This window comes from Salinicoccus halodurans (assembly GCF_900114445.1).
GTDB classification, from domain to species: domain Bacteria; phylum Bacillota; class Bacilli; order Staphylococcales; family Salinicoccaceae; genus Salinicoccus; species Salinicoccus halodurans.
This window is the reverse complement of the sequence record NZ_FOTB01000002.1, coordinates 39,758-56,504: the sequence shown is the minus strand read 5'-3', so window position 1 is coordinate 56,504 and position 16,747 is coordinate 39,758. Positions and strand designations below refer to the sequence as shown.

Genomic DNA, 16,747 nt, shown 5'->3' with positions numbered 1-16,747 from the left:
CATTTTGTCCAGGCTTCTTTTTTATGCAATGAAAAACCGGAGTGCAATGCGCACTCCGGTAAATTACTTATCTTTAAATCCCAACACTATTTTAAGCAGTGTTTCCACACCGGCTTTCATTCCTGTTTCATCAATATCGAATTTTGGATGATGATGAGGATAGTCGGCTTTAATGCCGCTGTTCCGGACACCTGTGTAAACATAGGCACCGGGTTTATTCTGCAGGAAATATGCAAAGTCTTCTCCGCCCATGGACGGCAGGTTTTCCTCTGTGATTTTTACATATTCAGCGTCTTTCATGACATCGACCACATGATCAACATGGTCATTGTCATTAAGAAGAGCAGGATAGCCATCTGCATATTCCACCGTGCATTGTACATCAAAACTGGATTCGATTCCTCTCGCAATGCCTTCGATGCGGTGCTGCACTTTTTCTTTTACTTCTCTTTCGAAAGTGCGTACAGTTCCGCGGATTTCTGCTGTATCCGGAATGACGTTGAATACTGTGCCGCTGTTGAATGTACCGACGGTCACTACTGCGGATTTCAATGGATCGGTTGTGCGTGAAACGATGGATTGCAACTGCTGGATCAATGAAGCAGTTGCAACGACAGGGTCTACAGCCTCATGAGGTTCCGCCCCGTGGCCGCCTTGCCCCTGGACTTTGATTGTAAAGGAATCCGCACTGGCGTAAGCATAGTCATATGTATATGACAGTGTCCCCACTGGGTAGTTGCTGGATACATGCTGGCCGAATACATAATCTACACCATCAAGTGCGCCGGCTTCAACCATGGATTTTGCACCGCCGGGCAGTACTTCCTCGGCATGCTGGTGTATGAAGACCACATTGACCGGAAGCTGGTCTTTGTGTTCGGAGAGGATGCGCGCAGCTGTAATCAGCATTGCGGTATGGGCGTCATGCCCACATGCATGCATCGCTCCTTCAACCTGTGATTTATAGGGTACATCCTTTTCGTCATGGATAGGGAGGGCATCGAAGTCGGCACGCAGTCCGATAGTTTTAAAGCTGTCATCCACATGAAGCCTTGCAACAATGCCGTTGCCGCCGACATCCCTTCTGATATCAAAGCCGAAGTCTTTGATCTGGTCAAATATATATTGTTTCGTATTTTCTTCCTGAAATGAAACCTCAGGATTCATGTGCATGTGGCGCCTGATTGCGACCATATCCTCATAACGGGATTCTATTTCTCTGGTAATGTCCATCATTGTTTCGTCTCCTTCTCAAAAAACTTAAATACGGATTTAAGCATAACGGATACAGCGTTTACCAATCCTTTTTCATCAATATCAAATTTGGCATGATGATGCGGATAATCCGCTTTGAAATTCGGATTGCGTGTTCCTGTGTAATAAAAAGTCCCGGGAACCCGCTGCAGATAATAGGAGAAGTCTTCCCCGCCCAAATCAGGTTCCAGTTCCTCTGTCTCTTTGACGGTTGAAATCTCTTTTGCGGATTCAAGTATAATATCTGTTATATCTTTATCGTTTACGACCGGTGGATAGCCTTTCATGTAGTCCAGATCATATGAAATGCCGGTGGTGGTCACAAGGCCTTCCAGGCATTTTTTCAGCTCAGTGATCATCAGATTCTGGGCTTCCGGTGTGAAAGTACGGATTGTTCCGCCGACTGTGACTACATCAGGTATCACGTTGTGCTGGTGGCCGCCATTGAACATCGTAATCGACAGGACGACAGGTTCCATCGGCTTTGATTTTCTTGTCACCACATACTGCAGCTGGTTACAGAATGAAATAGCGGCTGCCACCGGATCGATTGCGACATGTGGTTTTGATGCGTGTGCTCCGCGTCCGTGAATCTTGACTGTAAAGTCATCCGGCATGCCTGTCGCTATACCGTATTTGTACCCAATCGTTCCGACATCGAGGCTGCTCGTGACATGCTGTCCGAATATCGCATCGACACCATCCAGACAGCCATCAGCAATCATCTGGATTGCACCGCCCGGATCAACTTCTTCCGCATGCTGGAAGATGAAGACGACATTTCCCGAGAGATCCTCTTTATGCTGCGCGAGGATGCGGGCGGTTGTCAGCACCACGGCAGTATGCGCGTCATGGCCGCAGGCGTGCATGACACCCGGCACCGTCGATTTATAGGGGACGTCTTTTGCATCCTGGATGGGGAGGGCATCAAAGTCGGCGCGGAGTGCCACCGTCGGCAGTGCATCATCGACCCGCAGGCGTCCGACAACACCGCGTCCGCCAATGCCTTCCTGCACTTCAAGCCCGAGTTCTCTCAAATACTCCGCAATGTATGCAGGAGTCTGGACTTCCTGGAATGAAAGTTCCGGATACATGTGGAAATGCCTGCGGAGCCTGACCAGCTCGTTGTAGTTTTCCTGTGTCAGTTTTTCAATGATGCTTGTTTCCATTCAATCACCTGCTCGATTTCCAGTATTTTCATAAACATGGACAGACCGCTGACCATCGCATCTTCATCCATATCAAACTTAGGATGGTGATGTACAAAATCGCTCAGCTTTTCATGATTGCCGGAGCCTGTGAAGAAAAATGCACCGGGACGCTCGTTTATGAAGTATGAGAAGTCTTCCCCGATCATCAGTGGTTTTGATTCTTCGAACTCGATGCCAGCGCCATCCGCTGCCTGACGGATGACTTCGGCTTCCGCTTCATGGTTGATGACTGCCGGATAACCGAAATTGTATAGGACATCCGCTGTTGCTCCCCGTTTTTCAGCGGTGAGCGTCGCTTCCCTGTGGAAGATGTCGTGGATCATCTGCTTCGTTTCCTGTTTGAATGTACGGACCGTGCCGGTGATGGTCGCTGTATCAGGAATGACATTGAAAGCATCCCCGGAGCGCACTTTGCCTACAGTGACGACTGCATTATCAAGCGGGGAAACCTGTCTGGCAACGGTTGCCTGCAGGCTTGTGATGAGTTCCGAGACAATGACAATCGGATCGACGGCATCGTGAGGATGGGCAGCATGACCGCCTTTGCCCTGGATGGTGATCTCAAAATAATCGGGACTTGCCACAAGCGGACCCGGTTTCGTTTTGATGAGTCCCGTTGGATACTGGCTCCAGTAGTGCTGACCGTACACTTTGTCGATGCCGTCAAGTACGCCGTCCCTTACCATGGAAATCGCACCGCCCGGCTGCACTTCTTCCGCAAACTGGAAGAGGAAGGAGACTCTGCCGTTCAGATTATGCCTATTGTTGTAGACGGTATCCACAAGGGCAAGCAGAGTGCTTGTATGTGCATCGTGCCCGCATGCATGCATAACACCATCCACAGTGGATTTATAAGGCACATCCTTCTCATCCTGGATTGGAAGGGCGTCGAAGTCTGCCCGCACCGCAATATGGGGGTGCGACTCATTGCCGATTGTAGCGAGCAGCCCGCCACCGCCGACATTTTCTTTTATGGACAGGTCCGGGTACTCTCTCAAACGTTCCAGTATGTATTTATATGTTTCCTTTTCATGAAAAGAAACTTCAGGATGCATATGCATATAGCGTCTTGTTTCAATCATTTTCGGCAGAATGGCTTCTGCAATTTCTTTAATTTCCATGACTTTCGCCTCCATAAATTGTATTAGATAATTTTATCAAATTTTCGGAGTTTTATAAACATTATAGATCGCTGTATTTCGATTCTAAGTCAGTATTCACTTGTGATATGATAAAGAAAAGAGGAGGAGATTTGGGATGTCTAAAATTTTGGACGAATATCTTGCGGAGAACCTGCAGGAGTTAAAGGACAATGGACTGTACAATGAGATCAATGTAGTGGAAGGCGCAAATGGCCCTGAAATTACAATCGAAGGTAAAAAACTGATCAATCTGTCTTCCAACAACTACCTGGGTCTGGCGACAGATGAGACGCTGAAAAAAGTGGCAAAAGAGGCGATTGATTCTCATGGAGTCGGTGCAGGGGCGGTCCGTACAATCAACGGTACACTTGATCTTCATGTTGAACTGGAGGGTAAGCTTGCTGAATTCAAGGGGACGGAAGCGGCGGTTGCATTCCAATCCGGTTTCAACTGTAATATGGCAGCTATACAGGCGGTGATGAACAAGGAAGACGCGATTCTGTCCGATGAGCTGAATCATGCTTCCATCATTGACGGATGCCGTCTTTCCCGTGCGAAAATCATCCGTGTGAACCACTCGGATATGGACGACCTCAGAAAGAAAGCGAAAGAGGCGGTCGAGTCAGGGCTGTATAAAAAAGTGATGTACATCACAGATGGTGTATTCTCAATGGACGGCGATGTTGCGCTGCTGCCGGAGATTGTTGAAATCGCCAAGGAATTCGATCTGATCACTTATGTGGATGATGCACATGGATCAGGAGTGATGGGCAAAGGGGCAGGTACCGTGAAGCATTTCGGTCTGCAGAATGATATCGATCTCCAGATGGGTACTTTATCCAAAGCGATCGGTGTGGTAGGCGGATATGTCGCAGGTTCACAGGATCTGATCGATTATCTGAAAGTGGCTGCGCGTCCGTTCCTCTTCTCGACATCATTGACACCGGGGGACACACGTGCGATCACAGAAGCGGTCCAGATGCTGATGGATTCCACAGAACTGCACGACAGACTCTGGGAAAATGGGGACTATCTCAAAAAAGGTCTCAAGGAACTCGGATTTGATATCGGCAATTCTGAAACACCGATTACACCTTGCATGATCGGCGATGAAAAAACGACACAGGAATTTTCAAAGCGTCTTATGGAAGAAGGCGTATATGCAAAATCCATCGTCTTCCCTACAGTACCGAAAGGCACGGGTCGTGTGAGAAATATGCCGACCGCAGCACATACGAAAGAGATGCTCGATGAAGCACTCCGCATCTACGAAAAAGTCGGCAGGGAACTCAATGTAATCTCATAAAACGAAGGAGTACACAATGGAACGAATTATAATAACAGGGGCTCTCGGTCAGATTGGTACGGAACTTACTTTAAAACTGAGAGAGAGGTATGGCGAAGAGAATGTTTTGCCAACGGATATAAAAGAGCCGGAAGATGAACAGCTCAAAGGGAAGCCATTTGAAATACTGGATGTGCGTGATATGGACCGGCTGAAAGAGATTGCTGCAACTTTCAAACCGGACACGATCATGCATATGGCAGCGCTGCTCAGTGCGACGTGCGAGAAGGATCCCCAGCTTGCATGGGACATCAACATGGGCGGCCTTGTAAATGCACTGGAACTCTCAAGAGAGTTCAGCCTGCAGTTCTTCACACCAAGTTCAATAGGCGCTTTCGGTCCGTCCACGCCTAAGGAGAACACGCCACAGGTCACTGTACAGCGTCCGACGACAATGTACGGCGTGAACAAGGTCGCAGGAGAATTATTATGCGACTACTACTTTGAAAAATTTGGTGTGGACACCCGTGGTCTCAGATTCCCCGGCCTCATTTCACATGTGAAAGAACCGGGCGGCGGGACAACGGATTACGCGGTGGAAATTTATTTTGAAGCGATAAGAACCGGAAGATATACTTCATATATTGATAAAGATACGAATATGGATATGATGTATATGGACGATGCAATCGATGCAACCATCAAACTGATGGAGGCAGACGCATCGAGGCTTGAAGACCGTAATGCATTCAATGTGACTGCGATGAGCATCAATCCGGAAATGGTTGCGAATGAAATCAGAAAGCATATCCCGGCATTTGAAGTGGATTACGATGTCGATCCTGTGCGTCAGGGCATTGCAGAGAGCTGGCCAAATGTGATTGATGCAAGTCATGCAGTCCGCCAGTGGGACTTCGAACCCAAATATAATCTCGCCAAAATGACAGAAATCATGTTGGAAGCGATACGAAATAAATGATAAGGAGGCTCTAAGCCTTCTTATTTTTCTAAATTTAGGAGGCAAAATGACGCGTGTAATTTTATTTGATAAAGATGGAACGCTGCTGAACTATCAAAAAATCTGGACGCCGTATGCCAAACGTGTCATCCAGGCGTTTGCAGAGGAATTCGACAGACATGACATCAAAGACCAGCTCGCCTATGAGCTTGGTCTTATAGACGGAGAGATTGCCCCGAACTCGATACTTGCGAGCGGGACGGGGGAGATGATCCAAAATCATTTCGAAAACTATGAATCCGGTGCAGCCGCCTGGATGCGGAAACATTATGAAGACAGCCTGAAAGAGATACTGGAAAGTATGGAACTCATAGAGGGTTCCCGGGAAGTGCTGGAGAAATTCCAGGATGACGGTTTCGAGAATGTGATTGTAACCAGCGACAGCAGGGAAAGTACAGAATATTTCATTGCAAAGTTCGATTTGGGGCCGCTGATCACAGATATTGTAGCAGGGGATGACAGTCCTTACCATAAACCGGATATCCGCATGCTTGAACCTTTGATGGAACGTCGGGGCTACACGCTCCTGGACATGGTGATGGTCGGCGATAACAGGTCCGACACTATGCTCGGATCGGAAGAGGGGCTCCGGACTGTCGGTGTGCTCAGCGGGACATGCCGGGAGCAGGATCTTGAGGGTGCCGATATCATCATCGAGAGTGTAGTGGATCTGTACAGCAACGGCGAATTCATCCTGGAGGAAGGCTGTAAATAAAATGCATGAAGAATTCATGAAGCACGCGATGGAAGAAGCGAAAAAAGCGGAAGCGATCGGTGAAGTGCCGATCGGCGCCATCATTGTACATGATGGAAAAATCATCGCCCGCGGTCATAACAGACGGGAAACGACACAGAATCCGCTGACGCATGCAGAAATCATGGCAATCGGTGAAGCCAGTGAAAAAATCGGGTCGTGGCGTCTGGAAGACTGTACGCTGTATGTCACTTTGGAGCCATGTGTAATGTGCTCTGGAGCAATTGTGATGAGCCGTATACCACACGTCGTCTATGGAGCTGAAGATCCAAAAGGTGGCACCGTGGACAGCCTCATGAATCTGCTCGGTGAACCGCGTTTCAACCATCGCGCCACTGTCACCGGCGGCGTACTCGAGAAGGAATGCAGCAGCATGCTCACTTTATTCTTCAAAAAATTAAGGGAAGCGCGTAAAAGAAGAGCGGATAATTAAATTTTCTGATAAAATGAAGTTAAAACAGTATAAGGGAGTTTTAGAAAGCTTATGGTCAAATTGATCGCATTGGATATGGATGGAACCTTGCTGACCCCGAATCATGATATCAGCGGGCGGACAAGAGAAGCGATACAAAAGGCAATGGACAGAGGGATACAGGTGGTAATCGCCACTGGCCGTGCATTTTATGAAGCACATGGCATCATCAGTAAATTGGATATGAAAGTACCTTACATTTGTCTTAACGGTGCAGAAGTCCGCAATGAATCCAGCGAGATTCTGTCGACTTCAGCTTTGAATTCAGAACTTATCGATGAAGTATCTGATGTGTTCAGGGCCGAGGGGATATTCTACCAGATCTATACAGATCGGGCGATATATACAACAAGCATTGAAAGGGATATAGAAGTGTTCATCGATCTGTCCGAACAGATGGGACAGGAAGCGAATGAAACACGCATCCGGAAGTTCATGGAAGAACGGCTGGAGCGCGGCACACTTGTTGAAGTGGATGATTACAAAGGAATATTCGAAAGAGGGGACGAGAACGTCCTCAAGTTCCTGGCAACATCATCAAGCAGGGCAAAACTGGTAAGGGCAAAGAATGAGCTCAATGAAATCGGCAATCTGGCCGTATCTTCATCATCAGCAGGCAACATCGAGCTCACCCATGAAAATGCCCAGAAGGGGATTGCACTTGAACATATTGCAGAAGTCATGGAAATTGATATGAAAGATGTCATGGCAGTCGGGGATAATCTCAATGACATCTCGATGCTCAAGCGTGTAGGCCATTCTGTTGCCATGGGCAACGCCGCTTCAGAGGTCAAAGGCATTGCAGACAAAACGACCAGGACCAACATGGAAGACGGTGTGGCCATCGCCATCGAAGAAGCATTGGCAGAGATGGACCGCGAAGAAGCGGCTGCTGCATCGGCCTCGGATTCCGAGAACGGGACGGGCGCTTAAAAAATATTACAGACTGTGAAACGGACGGCCCCCTTGTGGATATTGGGGAGTCGGTCCGTTTTTTTGTGTTGTGGCGGGCCGTGCCGTCTCTTCGATTGGCGATCGTACATCTCAAAGAGGCTAATCACGTCTGCGAATAAAACCCGTATACCAAATCAGCACAAACAACAAACAAAGCTTCAGGCAGACCGTAGATAACAGTCTGTCTGAAGCAATTTTTATATTCATGGGGGGAATATCTGGTTTAGGCTGTCTTACGTTCAGGACGGCGGTGGCTGAAGATACGGAATGTACCTTTTTCCAGCGCGGGTTTGATGAAGCGGTCGACTCCCAGGCTGCCGGCTTTGTACCCTGCGGCAATGATGATGACTCCAAGCAGGATGTAGAGCGGGTTTACTGATACTGTGCCTGCAAACAGGAATGAGAAGTTCATGAGCAGTCCGAAGAAAGCGGCATAGGCTGTGAATCCACCGATGATCAGGCCGAGTCCCACGAGCAGTTCAGCCCATGGAATCATCACATTTATCACAGGCGTCATTGATAGAAAGACGTTTTCAATCAGGAATGTGTACCACGGATAGACAGGGTTTCCATCCGGGCCGAGCACCGGATTCTGTACAGCATTTTGCAGGAAACCGGAAGCATCGAATCCTCCTCCCATCACTTTTCCAAGGCCACTGGTGAACCAGCCTACTCCGAGATACACCCGCAGGACAAGCATTACGTACTCACTGATTATGTGCGACAATAATTTTTTAATCATCTGATTATCTCCTTTTGGATTTTCTGTCCGTTTCTTTGATTTTATTATATGTGAAAAAAATCACTAAGTCAATATAATTTGTGAAATAAATAACAATAATTATGTATGAATTATGAACACCGCTAATATCATAAAATCTGCAAATAAAAAGACAGATTTCCAATTGGAATCTGTCTCGCAGGCAAGCATATTTTATTTCTGGTATTTCATTCTGCTGAAAGCATCATGCTGATGGATGCTTTCTTCGTTGCGGCATTCGAGTTCGAAGCCGCTGACCCAGTCGAGTTCCACTAGATCGTATGCAATGAGACGGATCAGATCTTCTACGAAGCGCGGGTTTTCGTATGCGCGCTCTGTGACCATCTTTTCGTCCGTGCGCTTCAAAATCGGGTAGAGCTGGGAGGAAGCATTGATCTCCAATACTTCATACAGCTGTTCTTTATGGTTTTCAGGGAGTTCTGCATCCGGGTCGATGTCGAGCAGGGCTTTCACATAACCGCGCTGGTTATGTGCACTGTATTCACTGATTTCTTTAGAACATGGGCAAAGGGTCGTAACCATTGCCGTCATGCCGAGCTGTTTGCGTGTCGTACCTGACTCTCCCATTTCCAATGAATATTTCACATCTGCGTGCGCCATTCCGGAAAGCTGTGTATGCGGACTCGGCTTTGAGAAATACCATTTGCCGTCTGCAGTAACTTCTGCGGATTCCTGGTGCATGCGGTCCCTGAGTGTCCCGAGGACACTTTCCAGGGTTGTGAAATCAAGTTTGATACCGCCGTTATTTTTAGTCTCGAGAGATTCCAGAATACGGCTCATGTTGATGCCTTTCTCATTCCTTCTCAGGCTTGTTGCAAGTTCAAAGTTTCCGACTGACTGGAAATCTCCAATCACTACAGGATAGCTCAGGTTATTGATTCCTACTGAATCCACTTCGAATAAAAAATCTTTCTTCGAGCTCTGCAGGTCGACCATGAGCTCTTTCTCGATTGGCTTGGTTCCTTCAATCGGATCTGTGGAACCGAAATGTTTAAAACGTCCTTCTCGTGTCGTAAGGTCCAGTTCTTCCATGCTTCTACTCCTTAATCTATATCGTAACTGTAGAATGTTTCGTATTTCATCCACATGTCTCGTGCTTCCTGGCCTTCCTGCGTATCCGCTGCAAGAGATTTGAGGAGCGGGCCTGTCTGTGATTCATGGGCAGCCATGATCTTTTCTTTGCGTTCCTGATAGCCGTCTATATCTACAATGATATCCGGTTCGCCGAGATCATTCAATGTGTTATTGCTGAAAGCTACGAGCTGCAGCTCGGGACGTGCGTCGCCCGGCATCTCTCTTATCGCGTCAATGACAGCTTCCGCCGTCGCTTCATGGTCGGGATGGACAGAGTATCCAGGATAAAAGGTGATGATCCTGCTCGGATCGAGTTCGTCGATCAGCTCTTTCATAACGCCTTTCAAGTGGCCGGGTTCTTCAAATTCCAGCGTCTTGTCACGATAGCCGAGCAGTCTCAGATCAGTCAGACCGATCAGACGGGCGCTTTCCTCGACTTCTTTTTTACGGATTTCGTGCAATGATTCTCTCGTTGCAAACGGAGGATAGCCGAGATTGCGTCCCATATCGCCGAATGTCAGGCATGCATAAGTGACCGGCACACCCATATCCACATACTGGCTCATCGTTCCGCTGACACCGAAAGCTTCATCATCCGGATGTGGAAATACGACGAGAACTTGTCTTTCCTTTTCCATAGCGTGTCCTCCTATTTAAAGAATTCTTTAGTTGAGATTTCAAGTGCACTGGCGAGTTTGCCGTCGTAGTTGAAGCCGTGCATGATGAATTCACCATTATCGTTCACTTCAAAATGAGTGAGTCCGAGGACATAGATCCAACCGCCGTTATCCAATTTCAGCCCGACACGGAATTCACCGTTATCACCGCCGCGGATCGCCCCCTGGGTGAATACGACTTGGACATTCCTTAGAAACATACCCGAGTTGAATACCCGTTCATCCATATGTGATGCATACATGCCGCTCGTCACTTCAACGTGGACGTACACTTTTTCATCTTGATAATCATTCAATAAAGTCTGTACTGTTTCGCGATTGATCTTTTCCATATAAGCTGACCGCTCCTTAAAATGGTCCATAGAAAAAAGATAGGCACGCCTATCTCTTTTCTATATCGTTTCGTCCTTCACGTCGATTTTCTCTACACTGTTATAGGCACCGTGACGGACGACGCCGACATGCTCATTCATCTTCCATCCGTTCTTGATGGCGGAGGTGACGAACGCTTTAGCATTCTGGATCGCTTCGAGCGGCGTGAGGCCGTTCGCAAGATTTGCCGTAATGGCGGCTGCGAATGTACAGCCTGCACCGTGGTTGTATGAGGCATCGATCTTGTCACTTGTCAGCATGTGGAATTCACTGCCGTCATAGTATACATCGGCTGCTTTGTCGCCTTCAATTTCAGAGCCGCCCTTGATGATGACATGCTGTGCGCCTTTTTCATGGATGACTTCTGCACATTTTTTCGCATCGTCCAGCGTTTTTGGAGTTTTGTATCCGGCAAGCTGTCCGGCTTCGAAGAGGTTCGGTGTCACAACCGTTGCGTGTGGGAGGAGATGTTCAACCATCGCATCCACAAGACCGGGATTCAGCACTTCATCGTCTCCTTTGCAGACCATGACCGGGTCGATGACGAAATGCTTCGCATTGCTGTTCAAATATGCATTCTTACTGCGTTCGATGACCTCTTCAGAAGGGAGCATGCCCGTCTTGATGGCGTCGGGTGAGATGGACAATGCCGTCTCCAGCTGTGCATCGACAACTTCCAGAGGTATCGGATTCACGCCATGGGACCATGTTTCCGGATCCATGGTTACGATTGTAGTGAGTGCTGTCATACCATAAGTTTCATGTTCCTGAAACGTTTTCAGATCTGCTGCGATACCAGCACCGCCGCTAGTGTCAGAGCCGGCAATTGTTAGGGTCTTCTTAAGTGCCATAGGAAATTTCCTCCAATATTATTAATACTGATATTCTACTATAATAAGCATCGTATTTCTAGAGACATGCCTGATAGAATGGTATAATCGAACTTTAAATAGAGGTGATATAAAATGGAATGGAAAGGTGTCTTTAATTCTATAAAAGAAGAAAATGATTTCAGCGGACTGGAAGCGGAACTTGAAGAAAGATATTCAAATGGGAAAGTGTTCCCGCCGAGAGATCAGATATATACAGCCTTTGATCTTACACCATTTGAGAATGTCCGTGTCGTGATACTCGGCCAGGACCCCTATCATGGTGAACATCAGTCGCATGGACTGGCGTTTTCTGTGAACGAGGGTGTAAAGATTCCACCATCCCTTAGAAATATCTATAAAGAGCTTAAAAGCGATCTTGGCATCGTGAGGGAAGGCGGCAGCCTGAAAGACTGGGCGACGGAGGGAGTCCTGTTGCTTAATACTGTACTGACAGTGGATGCCCACGAAGCAAATTCCCACAGGAAACTGGGGTGGCAGCCGTTCACAGATGGTATCATCAGACATGTTTCAGATGATTTGGAAAATGTCGTGTTCATCCTTTGGGGCAAACCGGCCCAGCAGAAGGAAAAGCTTATAGACACGGATAAGCACCTTGTCATCAAATCGGTACATCCAAGTCCCCTGTCTGCAAGCCGTGGGTTTTTCGGTACGAAACCATTCAGCCGGACGAATGATTATCTGGTGGAAAACGGCCGGAAACCTGTCGACTGGAGTGAACAGAAATGAAGCAGCAGATCATAGCGGAATTGAAGCAGGAACTCCACCGCATGGAAGTATCCAGCCAGCCGCATGAATTTGAAAAGCATCTGTATGCCATGGAACGGCTGATCGGGCTGCTGAAGCAGGATACCGGCAGTGCTTCCGGCATCTCTGTATCCGGGGAAAAGGAAAAACCTTCATCCGGAATGAGTGTACAGGACAGGGAAATGCTCAGGATGATGGGCGGCAGAGCCGGAAAACAGCAAGATGCCCCGCGGCAGGCGGACCAGCTTCCGGCAGAAACGCTTGATACGGATGACGGGTTCGGCAACGGCGATTCACTTTTTGAATTTTAAAATCTGTCCGAATGGATATAAGGAGAAAAAGAATGAAATTATTTATAATATTCGGTGCAGTGAATGCACTGATATCCGTAGCGCTCGGTGCTTTCGGCGCGCATGGTCTGGAAGGTAAAATCAGTGAACATTACATGGGAGTCTGGGAAAAAGCGGTACAGTATCAGATGTACCACGCCCTCGGCCTTCTCGCAGTCGGAATTCTGATGCAGGTGACCAATGCTCCGCTGCTCGGTGCAGCAGGATGGCTGATGCTGCTGGGCATCATCTTCTTCAGCGGATCGCTGTATATACTTGCAGTAAGCGGCATTTCGATCCTGGGGGCAATCACCCCGATTGGCGGTGTGCTGTTCCTTGCAGGATGGGTATGCCTGATCATTGGCATCGTAAAACTATAATGCGTCAGATGGTGGTGCTGTTATTTCAAAAAATAAAAGCTTCAAACACTATATGATGGTATTCCTGCTTTTCATGGCCGTCTTTGCAGCGGGCAGCGGAATCATCAATCTGATGACGACGAAAACAATCAGCATCGGCGAAATCCTGGCGATTCTGGGACTGCTTGCCGCCCTCGCGATATATATGAACAACAGTCTGAAAAAGAAAAAAATACAGAAAAACAGAAAATGATTTATATAATTAAACCCTGCTGCGGCAGGGTTTTTTGCATTTCATTTAAAACATATAAAAGAGAGGTGTTTACAATTTCCACTCTAGTGATATATACTTATATACATAACTATATAACTAAGTGAGAGGGCGTGGTGATTTGAGTGGCCAGCTGAATGATCGCAAACCGATTTTTGAACAGATCAAAGACTGGATCAGCGACCAGATCATTAGTGAGACATTGAAGGCACACGACAGAATCCCTTCTACGAATGAGATTGTGCAGTTCTACAAAGTCAACCATCTGACTGTGGCAAAAGGTGTGAACCAGTTGGTGGATCAGGGCATAATTTATAAGAAAAGAGGTGTCGGTATGTTCGTTGCACCGGATGCGAAGGAGAAATTGATGGGAGAACGGAAACAGAATTTTCTGATTGAATACTTGAAGCCGATGATGGAAGAGGCGGGAAAACTCGGGTTGAGCGATGAAGAAATCGGCAGGCTGATCGAGGAAGTGAAAGGAAGTGACGGGAATGAGTAAGACACTGCAGCTGGACAAAGTATCATTGAACATCAAAAAAGATAGAATACTGGAAGACATCACCATTAAGATGGAAACGGGAAAGGTATATGGGCTCATCGGAAGGAATGGAGCAGGCAAGACATCGATTCTGTCACTGATTGCCTCATTCAGAAAACCCTCATCCGGCACACTGGCCATTGATGGTGTGGACCTTTATGAAAATGCAGATCTGATGGACAAAGTCGATTTCCTGTACGAAGTGGATTATTCCGATGAATATGATTCACCAAGAAAAATGTTTGAAATGACAAAGAGGTATAAAGAAGGTTTCGATATGGATTATGCACTGGAACTGATGGAAGGTTTTGGTGCGGATGCCGACAAGCCGCTCCACAAAATGTCGAAGGGTCAGCAGGCAGCAACAAATGCAAGCATAGGCCTTGCTTCCAATTCGCCAATCACCATCTTCGATGAAGTGACAAACGGCATGGATGCCCCCTCAAGGGAATATTTCTATAAACAAGTGCTTGCAGCAAGGGAAAAGATGACGAGGATATTCATACTCTCCACACATATTGTTTCCGAAATGGACTATCTTTTCGATGAAGTGATTATGATCCACCAGGGCAGGGTCAAGCTGCAGGAACCGCTTGATGTCTTGCTTGAACGTGGATTCAGGGTAAGCGGACCGGAAGAAAAAGTGGCACAGTTCACAGATGGAATGGATCTGCTGTCTACAGAACGCCTTGGACCGATCAGATCGGATATGGTACTGGGAAGACTGAGCGAGGAGCAATTGAAAGAAATAGACAGACTGTACCTCGATATCAGTACAGTGAAGCTGCAGGATCTGTTCATCAGACTGACAGAAGAAAAGGAGGAGGAGAGAGGATGAGCCGAAAATTAAGACTCGCCACAATGGATTATACAAAGGAATTCATCAGATGGAGTCTGTGGTATATACCGATATTTGCTCTTGTCTATATCGTTCTGAATGTATTCCTCAGGGAACCGGAGCTAAACGAAATGTCATTCTTTTCCATGGCATTATCAGCAAACAGGATCTACATGCTTGTATTGGGAATCCTTGCAGTATATACCTTTTTGGAATGGTCGGTCAATCTCGGGCTTACAAGGAAAATATTTTTTCATGCGATGACAACTGCAGGAATCCTGACTACGTTATTCATTACGGCAGCTACAGCGGCGGTATCATTTCTGCTCGGGTTCATGCCGTGGTTCGGGACAGGCATTCCGGAGGTCTCAGGCGGAGTGGAGACACTCGTGTATGTAGGTGGATATCTCCTGTCGACACTGCTCTATTTCCTTGGCGGATTCCTGATCAGCGCCGGGTTCTACCGTGGATTCGTACCGGGAATGACGATGGTTCTGCTCAATATCGTCATAATGATGGGTACGGATATTATATGGCCGAGGGAGAGCGGTACGATAGGACTTGAAGCTCTCAGTTTTGATACGTCGACGGGCGTCGCCATGATGGTACTCATTACCATTGTGTGCCTTGCATTGATATATGCAATACTCAGATACATGATCCGGGACATTGCAGTAAAAATCAAATAAGCATAAAAATCCCCCGGCTCTTCTGAACCGGGGGATCATTTATGAAGCGCGGATTATTTGCGGCCGCCGCCTTTTTTACGATTTCTTATTTTTCTGATCAAAAATGGCAGTGCCATATAGATGATCCTTCTGATCAATCGGCCCATCATGATTCCTCCCGCTCTGGTTTTCTTTACATATAACCGAATGTGGAAGGCTTAAAACCACCGGAATTACATAAAGAATGCCGGAAGCTCTTCAGCCGGCAGGTTTACACCTACAAAGAAATCTCCAAATTCGCCATAGCGTGCAGATACTTCATCAAATCTCATTTCATAGATCAGTTTCTTGAACTGGATCATATCATCTGAGAATAAAGTCACTCCCCATTCGTATTCATCGAGACCTACTGAACCTGTGATGAACTGCCTGACCTTGCCTGCATAACCGCGACCGATCATACCATGTGAGTACATTAGTTCACGGCGTTTTTCCATATCGAGCATGTACCAGTTGTCGTTGCCTTCGCGGCGCTTGTCCATCGGATAGAAACAGATGTAGCGCGATTTAGGCACTTCAGGGTAGAGACGTTTTCTTACATGTTCGTTCTGGTATGGATCTTCATCGGAATCCTTCGCAAGATAGTTGCTGAGTTCGATGACGGAAACATATGAATAAGATGGAATCAGGAAGTCGCTGATTGCGAGTTTGTTGAATTCCAGTTCCAGTGTATTGAGCTCGTCGATTGTCGGACGGAGCATCCAAAGGATCAAGTCAGCTTTTTGGCCCGTTATGTTGTAGAAAGAATAACTGCCTTCGTTTTTCTGATGAACCTCTTCCTGGCGTTCGAGGAAACTTTGCAGTTCTGTGACCATCTTGTTCACTTCTTCTGATTCGAGAAGGCGGAGTGATGACCAGTCTACATTATAGAGAAGGTGGAGACTATACCAACCATCGAGTGTTTGTGCTGCTTCATTCATTCAAAATCTCTCCTTTTATATTGTCATATTCAATTCTACTACTAAAGAAAACGTTTTAAAAGCGGATAGGGATGAAATAATGTGACGAAAAGAGTATAATACTGCTTGTGTACAGGCTAACCAAGGAGGA

The 16,747-nt window shown here is 47.1% G+C and carries 21 protein-coding genes; 12 read left to right on the top strand and 9 right to left on the bottom strand.

Annotated features, from left to right (window positions below; all coding sequences use genetic code 11):
* Window positions 1–63: 63 nt before the first annotated feature.
* The 3 genes from BM271_RS04540 to BM271_RS04530 are packed head-to-tail and all read right to left on the bottom strand — an operon-like array spanning window position 64 to window position 3,586.
* Complete coding sequence (locus BM271_RS04540; protein ID WP_052749919.1) at window positions 64–1,236, bottom strand: M20 metallopeptidase family protein; 1,173 nt, start codon at window positions 1,234–1,236, stop codon at window positions 64–66.
* The gene (locus BM271_RS04535) at window positions 1,233–2,423 is read right to left on the bottom strand and encodes an amidohydrolase (protein WP_046791254.1); all 1,191 of its coding nucleotides are present in this window, start codon (window positions 2,421–2,423) and stop codon (window positions 1,233–1,235) included. Before BM271_RS04535 ends, BM271_RS04540 begins: the two co-directional genes overlap by 4 nt.
* On the bottom strand, window positions 2,396–3,586 hold the full coding sequence (locus tag BM271_RS04530) for an amidohydrolase (RefSeq protein WP_046791253.1): 1,191 nt from the start codon (window positions 3,584–3,586) through the stop codon (window positions 2,396–2,398). The genes BM271_RS04535 and BM271_RS04530 overlap by 28 nt, the downstream gene beginning before the upstream one ends.
* Window positions 3,587–3,722: 136 nt before the next feature.
* Here BM271_RS04530 and BM271_RS04525 point away from each other — a divergent pair, with 136 nt between their 5' ends.
* From BM271_RS04525 to BM271_RS04505, 5 genes are read left to right on the top strand one after another with little or no spacing between them, the layout of a single operon-like run.
* Complete coding sequence (locus BM271_RS04525; protein ID WP_046791252.1) at window positions 3,723–4,913, top strand: glycine C-acetyltransferase; 1,191 nt, start codon at window positions 3,723–3,725, stop codon at window positions 4,911–4,913.
* A gap of 16 nt (window positions 4,914–4,929) precedes the next feature.
* Window positions 4,930–5,871 (top strand): L-threonine 3-dehydrogenase, encoded by a 942-nt coding sequence (locus BM271_RS04520; protein ID WP_046791251.1) that lies wholly within the window; start codon window positions 4,930–4,932, stop codon window positions 5,869–5,871.
* A gap of 46 nt (window positions 5,872–5,917) precedes the next feature.
* Window positions 5,918–6,625 (top strand): HAD family hydrolase, encoded by a 708-nt coding sequence (locus tag BM271_RS04515; RefSeq protein ID WP_046791250.1) that lies wholly within the window; start codon window positions 5,918–5,920, stop codon window positions 6,623–6,625.
* 1 nt (window position 6,626) lies between these two features.
* Window positions 6,627–7,097 carry a tRNA adenosine(34) deaminase TadA gene (gene tadA, locus BM271_RS04510; RefSeq protein WP_046791249.1) on the top strand — a complete coding sequence of 157 codons (471 nt, stop codon included), beginning with the start codon at window positions 6,627–6,629 and terminating at the stop codon, window positions 7,095–7,097.
* Window positions 7,098–7,148: 51 nt separating this feature from the next.
* Window positions 7,149–8,069 carry a Cof-type HAD-IIB family hydrolase gene (locus tag BM271_RS04505; protein WP_046791248.1) on the top strand — a complete coding sequence of 307 codons (921 nt, stop codon included), beginning with the start codon at window positions 7,149–7,151 and terminating at the stop codon, window positions 8,067–8,069.
* A 244-nt stretch (window positions 8,070–8,313) separates the two neighbouring features.
* On the opposite strand, the gene BM271_RS04500 is transcribed toward BM271_RS04505, so the two are convergent.
* From BM271_RS04500 to thiD, 5 genes are all read right to left on the bottom strand, one after another.
* The gene (locus BM271_RS04500; protein ID WP_046791247.1) at window positions 8,314–8,832 is read right to left on the bottom strand and encodes a DoxX family protein; all 519 of its coding nucleotides are present in this window, start codon (window positions 8,830–8,832) and stop codon (window positions 8,314–8,316) included.
* Between the two features lie 192 nt (window positions 8,833–9,024).
* The gene (gene folE2 / locus BM271_RS04495) at window positions 9,025–9,903 is read right to left on the bottom strand and encodes a GTP cyclohydrolase FolE2 (protein ID WP_046791246.1); all 879 of its coding nucleotides are present in this window, start codon (window positions 9,901–9,903) and stop codon (window positions 9,025–9,027) included.
* Window positions 9,904–9,914: 11 nt separating this feature from the next.
* Window positions 9,915–10,583: a bacillithiol biosynthesis deacetylase BshB2 gene (gene bshB2 / locus BM271_RS04490; RefSeq protein ID WP_046791245.1), complete on the bottom strand. Its 669-nt coding sequence runs from the start codon at window positions 10,581–10,583 to the stop codon at window positions 9,915–9,917.
* Window positions 10,584–10,594: 11 nt separating this feature from the next.
* A complete protein-coding gene (locus tag BM271_RS04485; protein WP_046791244.1) occupies window positions 10,595–10,954 on the bottom strand; it encodes a DUF1806 family protein in 360 nt (119 codons plus the stop codon).
* Between the two features lie 60 nt (window positions 10,955–11,014).
* Window positions 11,015–11,845 (bottom strand): bifunctional hydroxymethylpyrimidine kinase/phosphomethylpyrimidine kinase, encoded by an 831-nt coding sequence (gene thiD, locus BM271_RS04480; RefSeq protein ID WP_046791243.1) that lies wholly within the window; start codon window positions 11,843–11,845, stop codon window positions 11,015–11,017.
* 114 nt (window positions 11,846–11,959) lie between these two features.
* Between thiD and BM271_RS04475 the strand changes: the two genes are divergently transcribed.
* The 7 genes from BM271_RS04475 to BM271_RS04445 all read left to right on the top strand — a co-directional run bounded on the left by BM271_RS04475 (window position 11,960) and on the right by BM271_RS04445 (window position 15,658).
* Window positions 11,960–12,613 (top strand): uracil-DNA glycosylase, encoded by a 654-nt coding sequence (locus BM271_RS04475; RefSeq protein ID WP_046791242.1) that lies wholly within the window; start codon window positions 11,960–11,962, stop codon window positions 12,611–12,613.
* Window positions 12,610–12,942 (top strand): DUF5327 family protein, encoded by a 333-nt coding sequence (locus BM271_RS04470; protein WP_046791241.1) that lies wholly within the window; start codon window positions 12,610–12,612, stop codon window positions 12,940–12,942. The genes BM271_RS04475 and BM271_RS04470 overlap by 4 nt, the downstream gene beginning before the upstream one ends.
* 32 nt (window positions 12,943–12,974) lie before the next feature.
* Entirely contained in the window at window positions 12,975–13,340 is a 366-nt protein-coding gene (locus BM271_RS04465) for a DUF423 domain-containing protein (RefSeq protein ID WP_046791240.1), read from the top strand.
* 52 nt (window positions 13,341–13,392) lie between these two features.
* The gene (locus BM271_RS04460) at window positions 13,393–13,572 is read left to right on the top strand and encodes a hypothetical protein (RefSeq protein ID WP_046791239.1); all 180 of its coding nucleotides are present in this window, start codon (window positions 13,393–13,395) and stop codon (window positions 13,570–13,572) included.
* Between the two features lie 139 nt (window positions 13,573–13,711).
* The gene (locus BM271_RS04455) at window positions 13,712–14,092 is read left to right on the top strand and encodes a GntR family transcriptional regulator (protein ID WP_046791238.1); all 381 of its coding nucleotides are present in this window, start codon (window positions 13,712–13,714) and stop codon (window positions 14,090–14,092) included.
* Window positions 14,085–14,969 (top strand): ATP-binding cassette domain-containing protein, encoded by an 885-nt coding sequence (locus BM271_RS04450; RefSeq protein WP_046791237.1) that lies wholly within the window; start codon window positions 14,085–14,087, stop codon window positions 14,967–14,969. The genes BM271_RS04455 and BM271_RS04450 overlap by 8 nt, the downstream gene beginning before the upstream one ends.
* Window positions 14,966–15,658, top strand: a complete 693-nt coding sequence (locus BM271_RS04445) for a hypothetical protein (RefSeq protein WP_046791236.1) — start codon at window positions 14,966–14,968, stop codon at window positions 15,656–15,658. Before BM271_RS04450 ends, BM271_RS04445 begins: the two co-directional genes overlap by 4 nt.
* Before the next feature lie 212 nt (window positions 15,659–15,870).
* Here the strand turns inward: BM271_RS04445 and hemQ are convergent, their stop codons facing one another.
* Entirely contained in the window at window positions 15,871–16,617 is a 747-nt protein-coding gene (gene hemQ, locus BM271_RS04440; protein WP_046791235.1) for a hydrogen peroxide-dependent heme synthase, read from the bottom strand.
* Window positions 16,618–16,747: the final 130 nt, after the last annotated feature.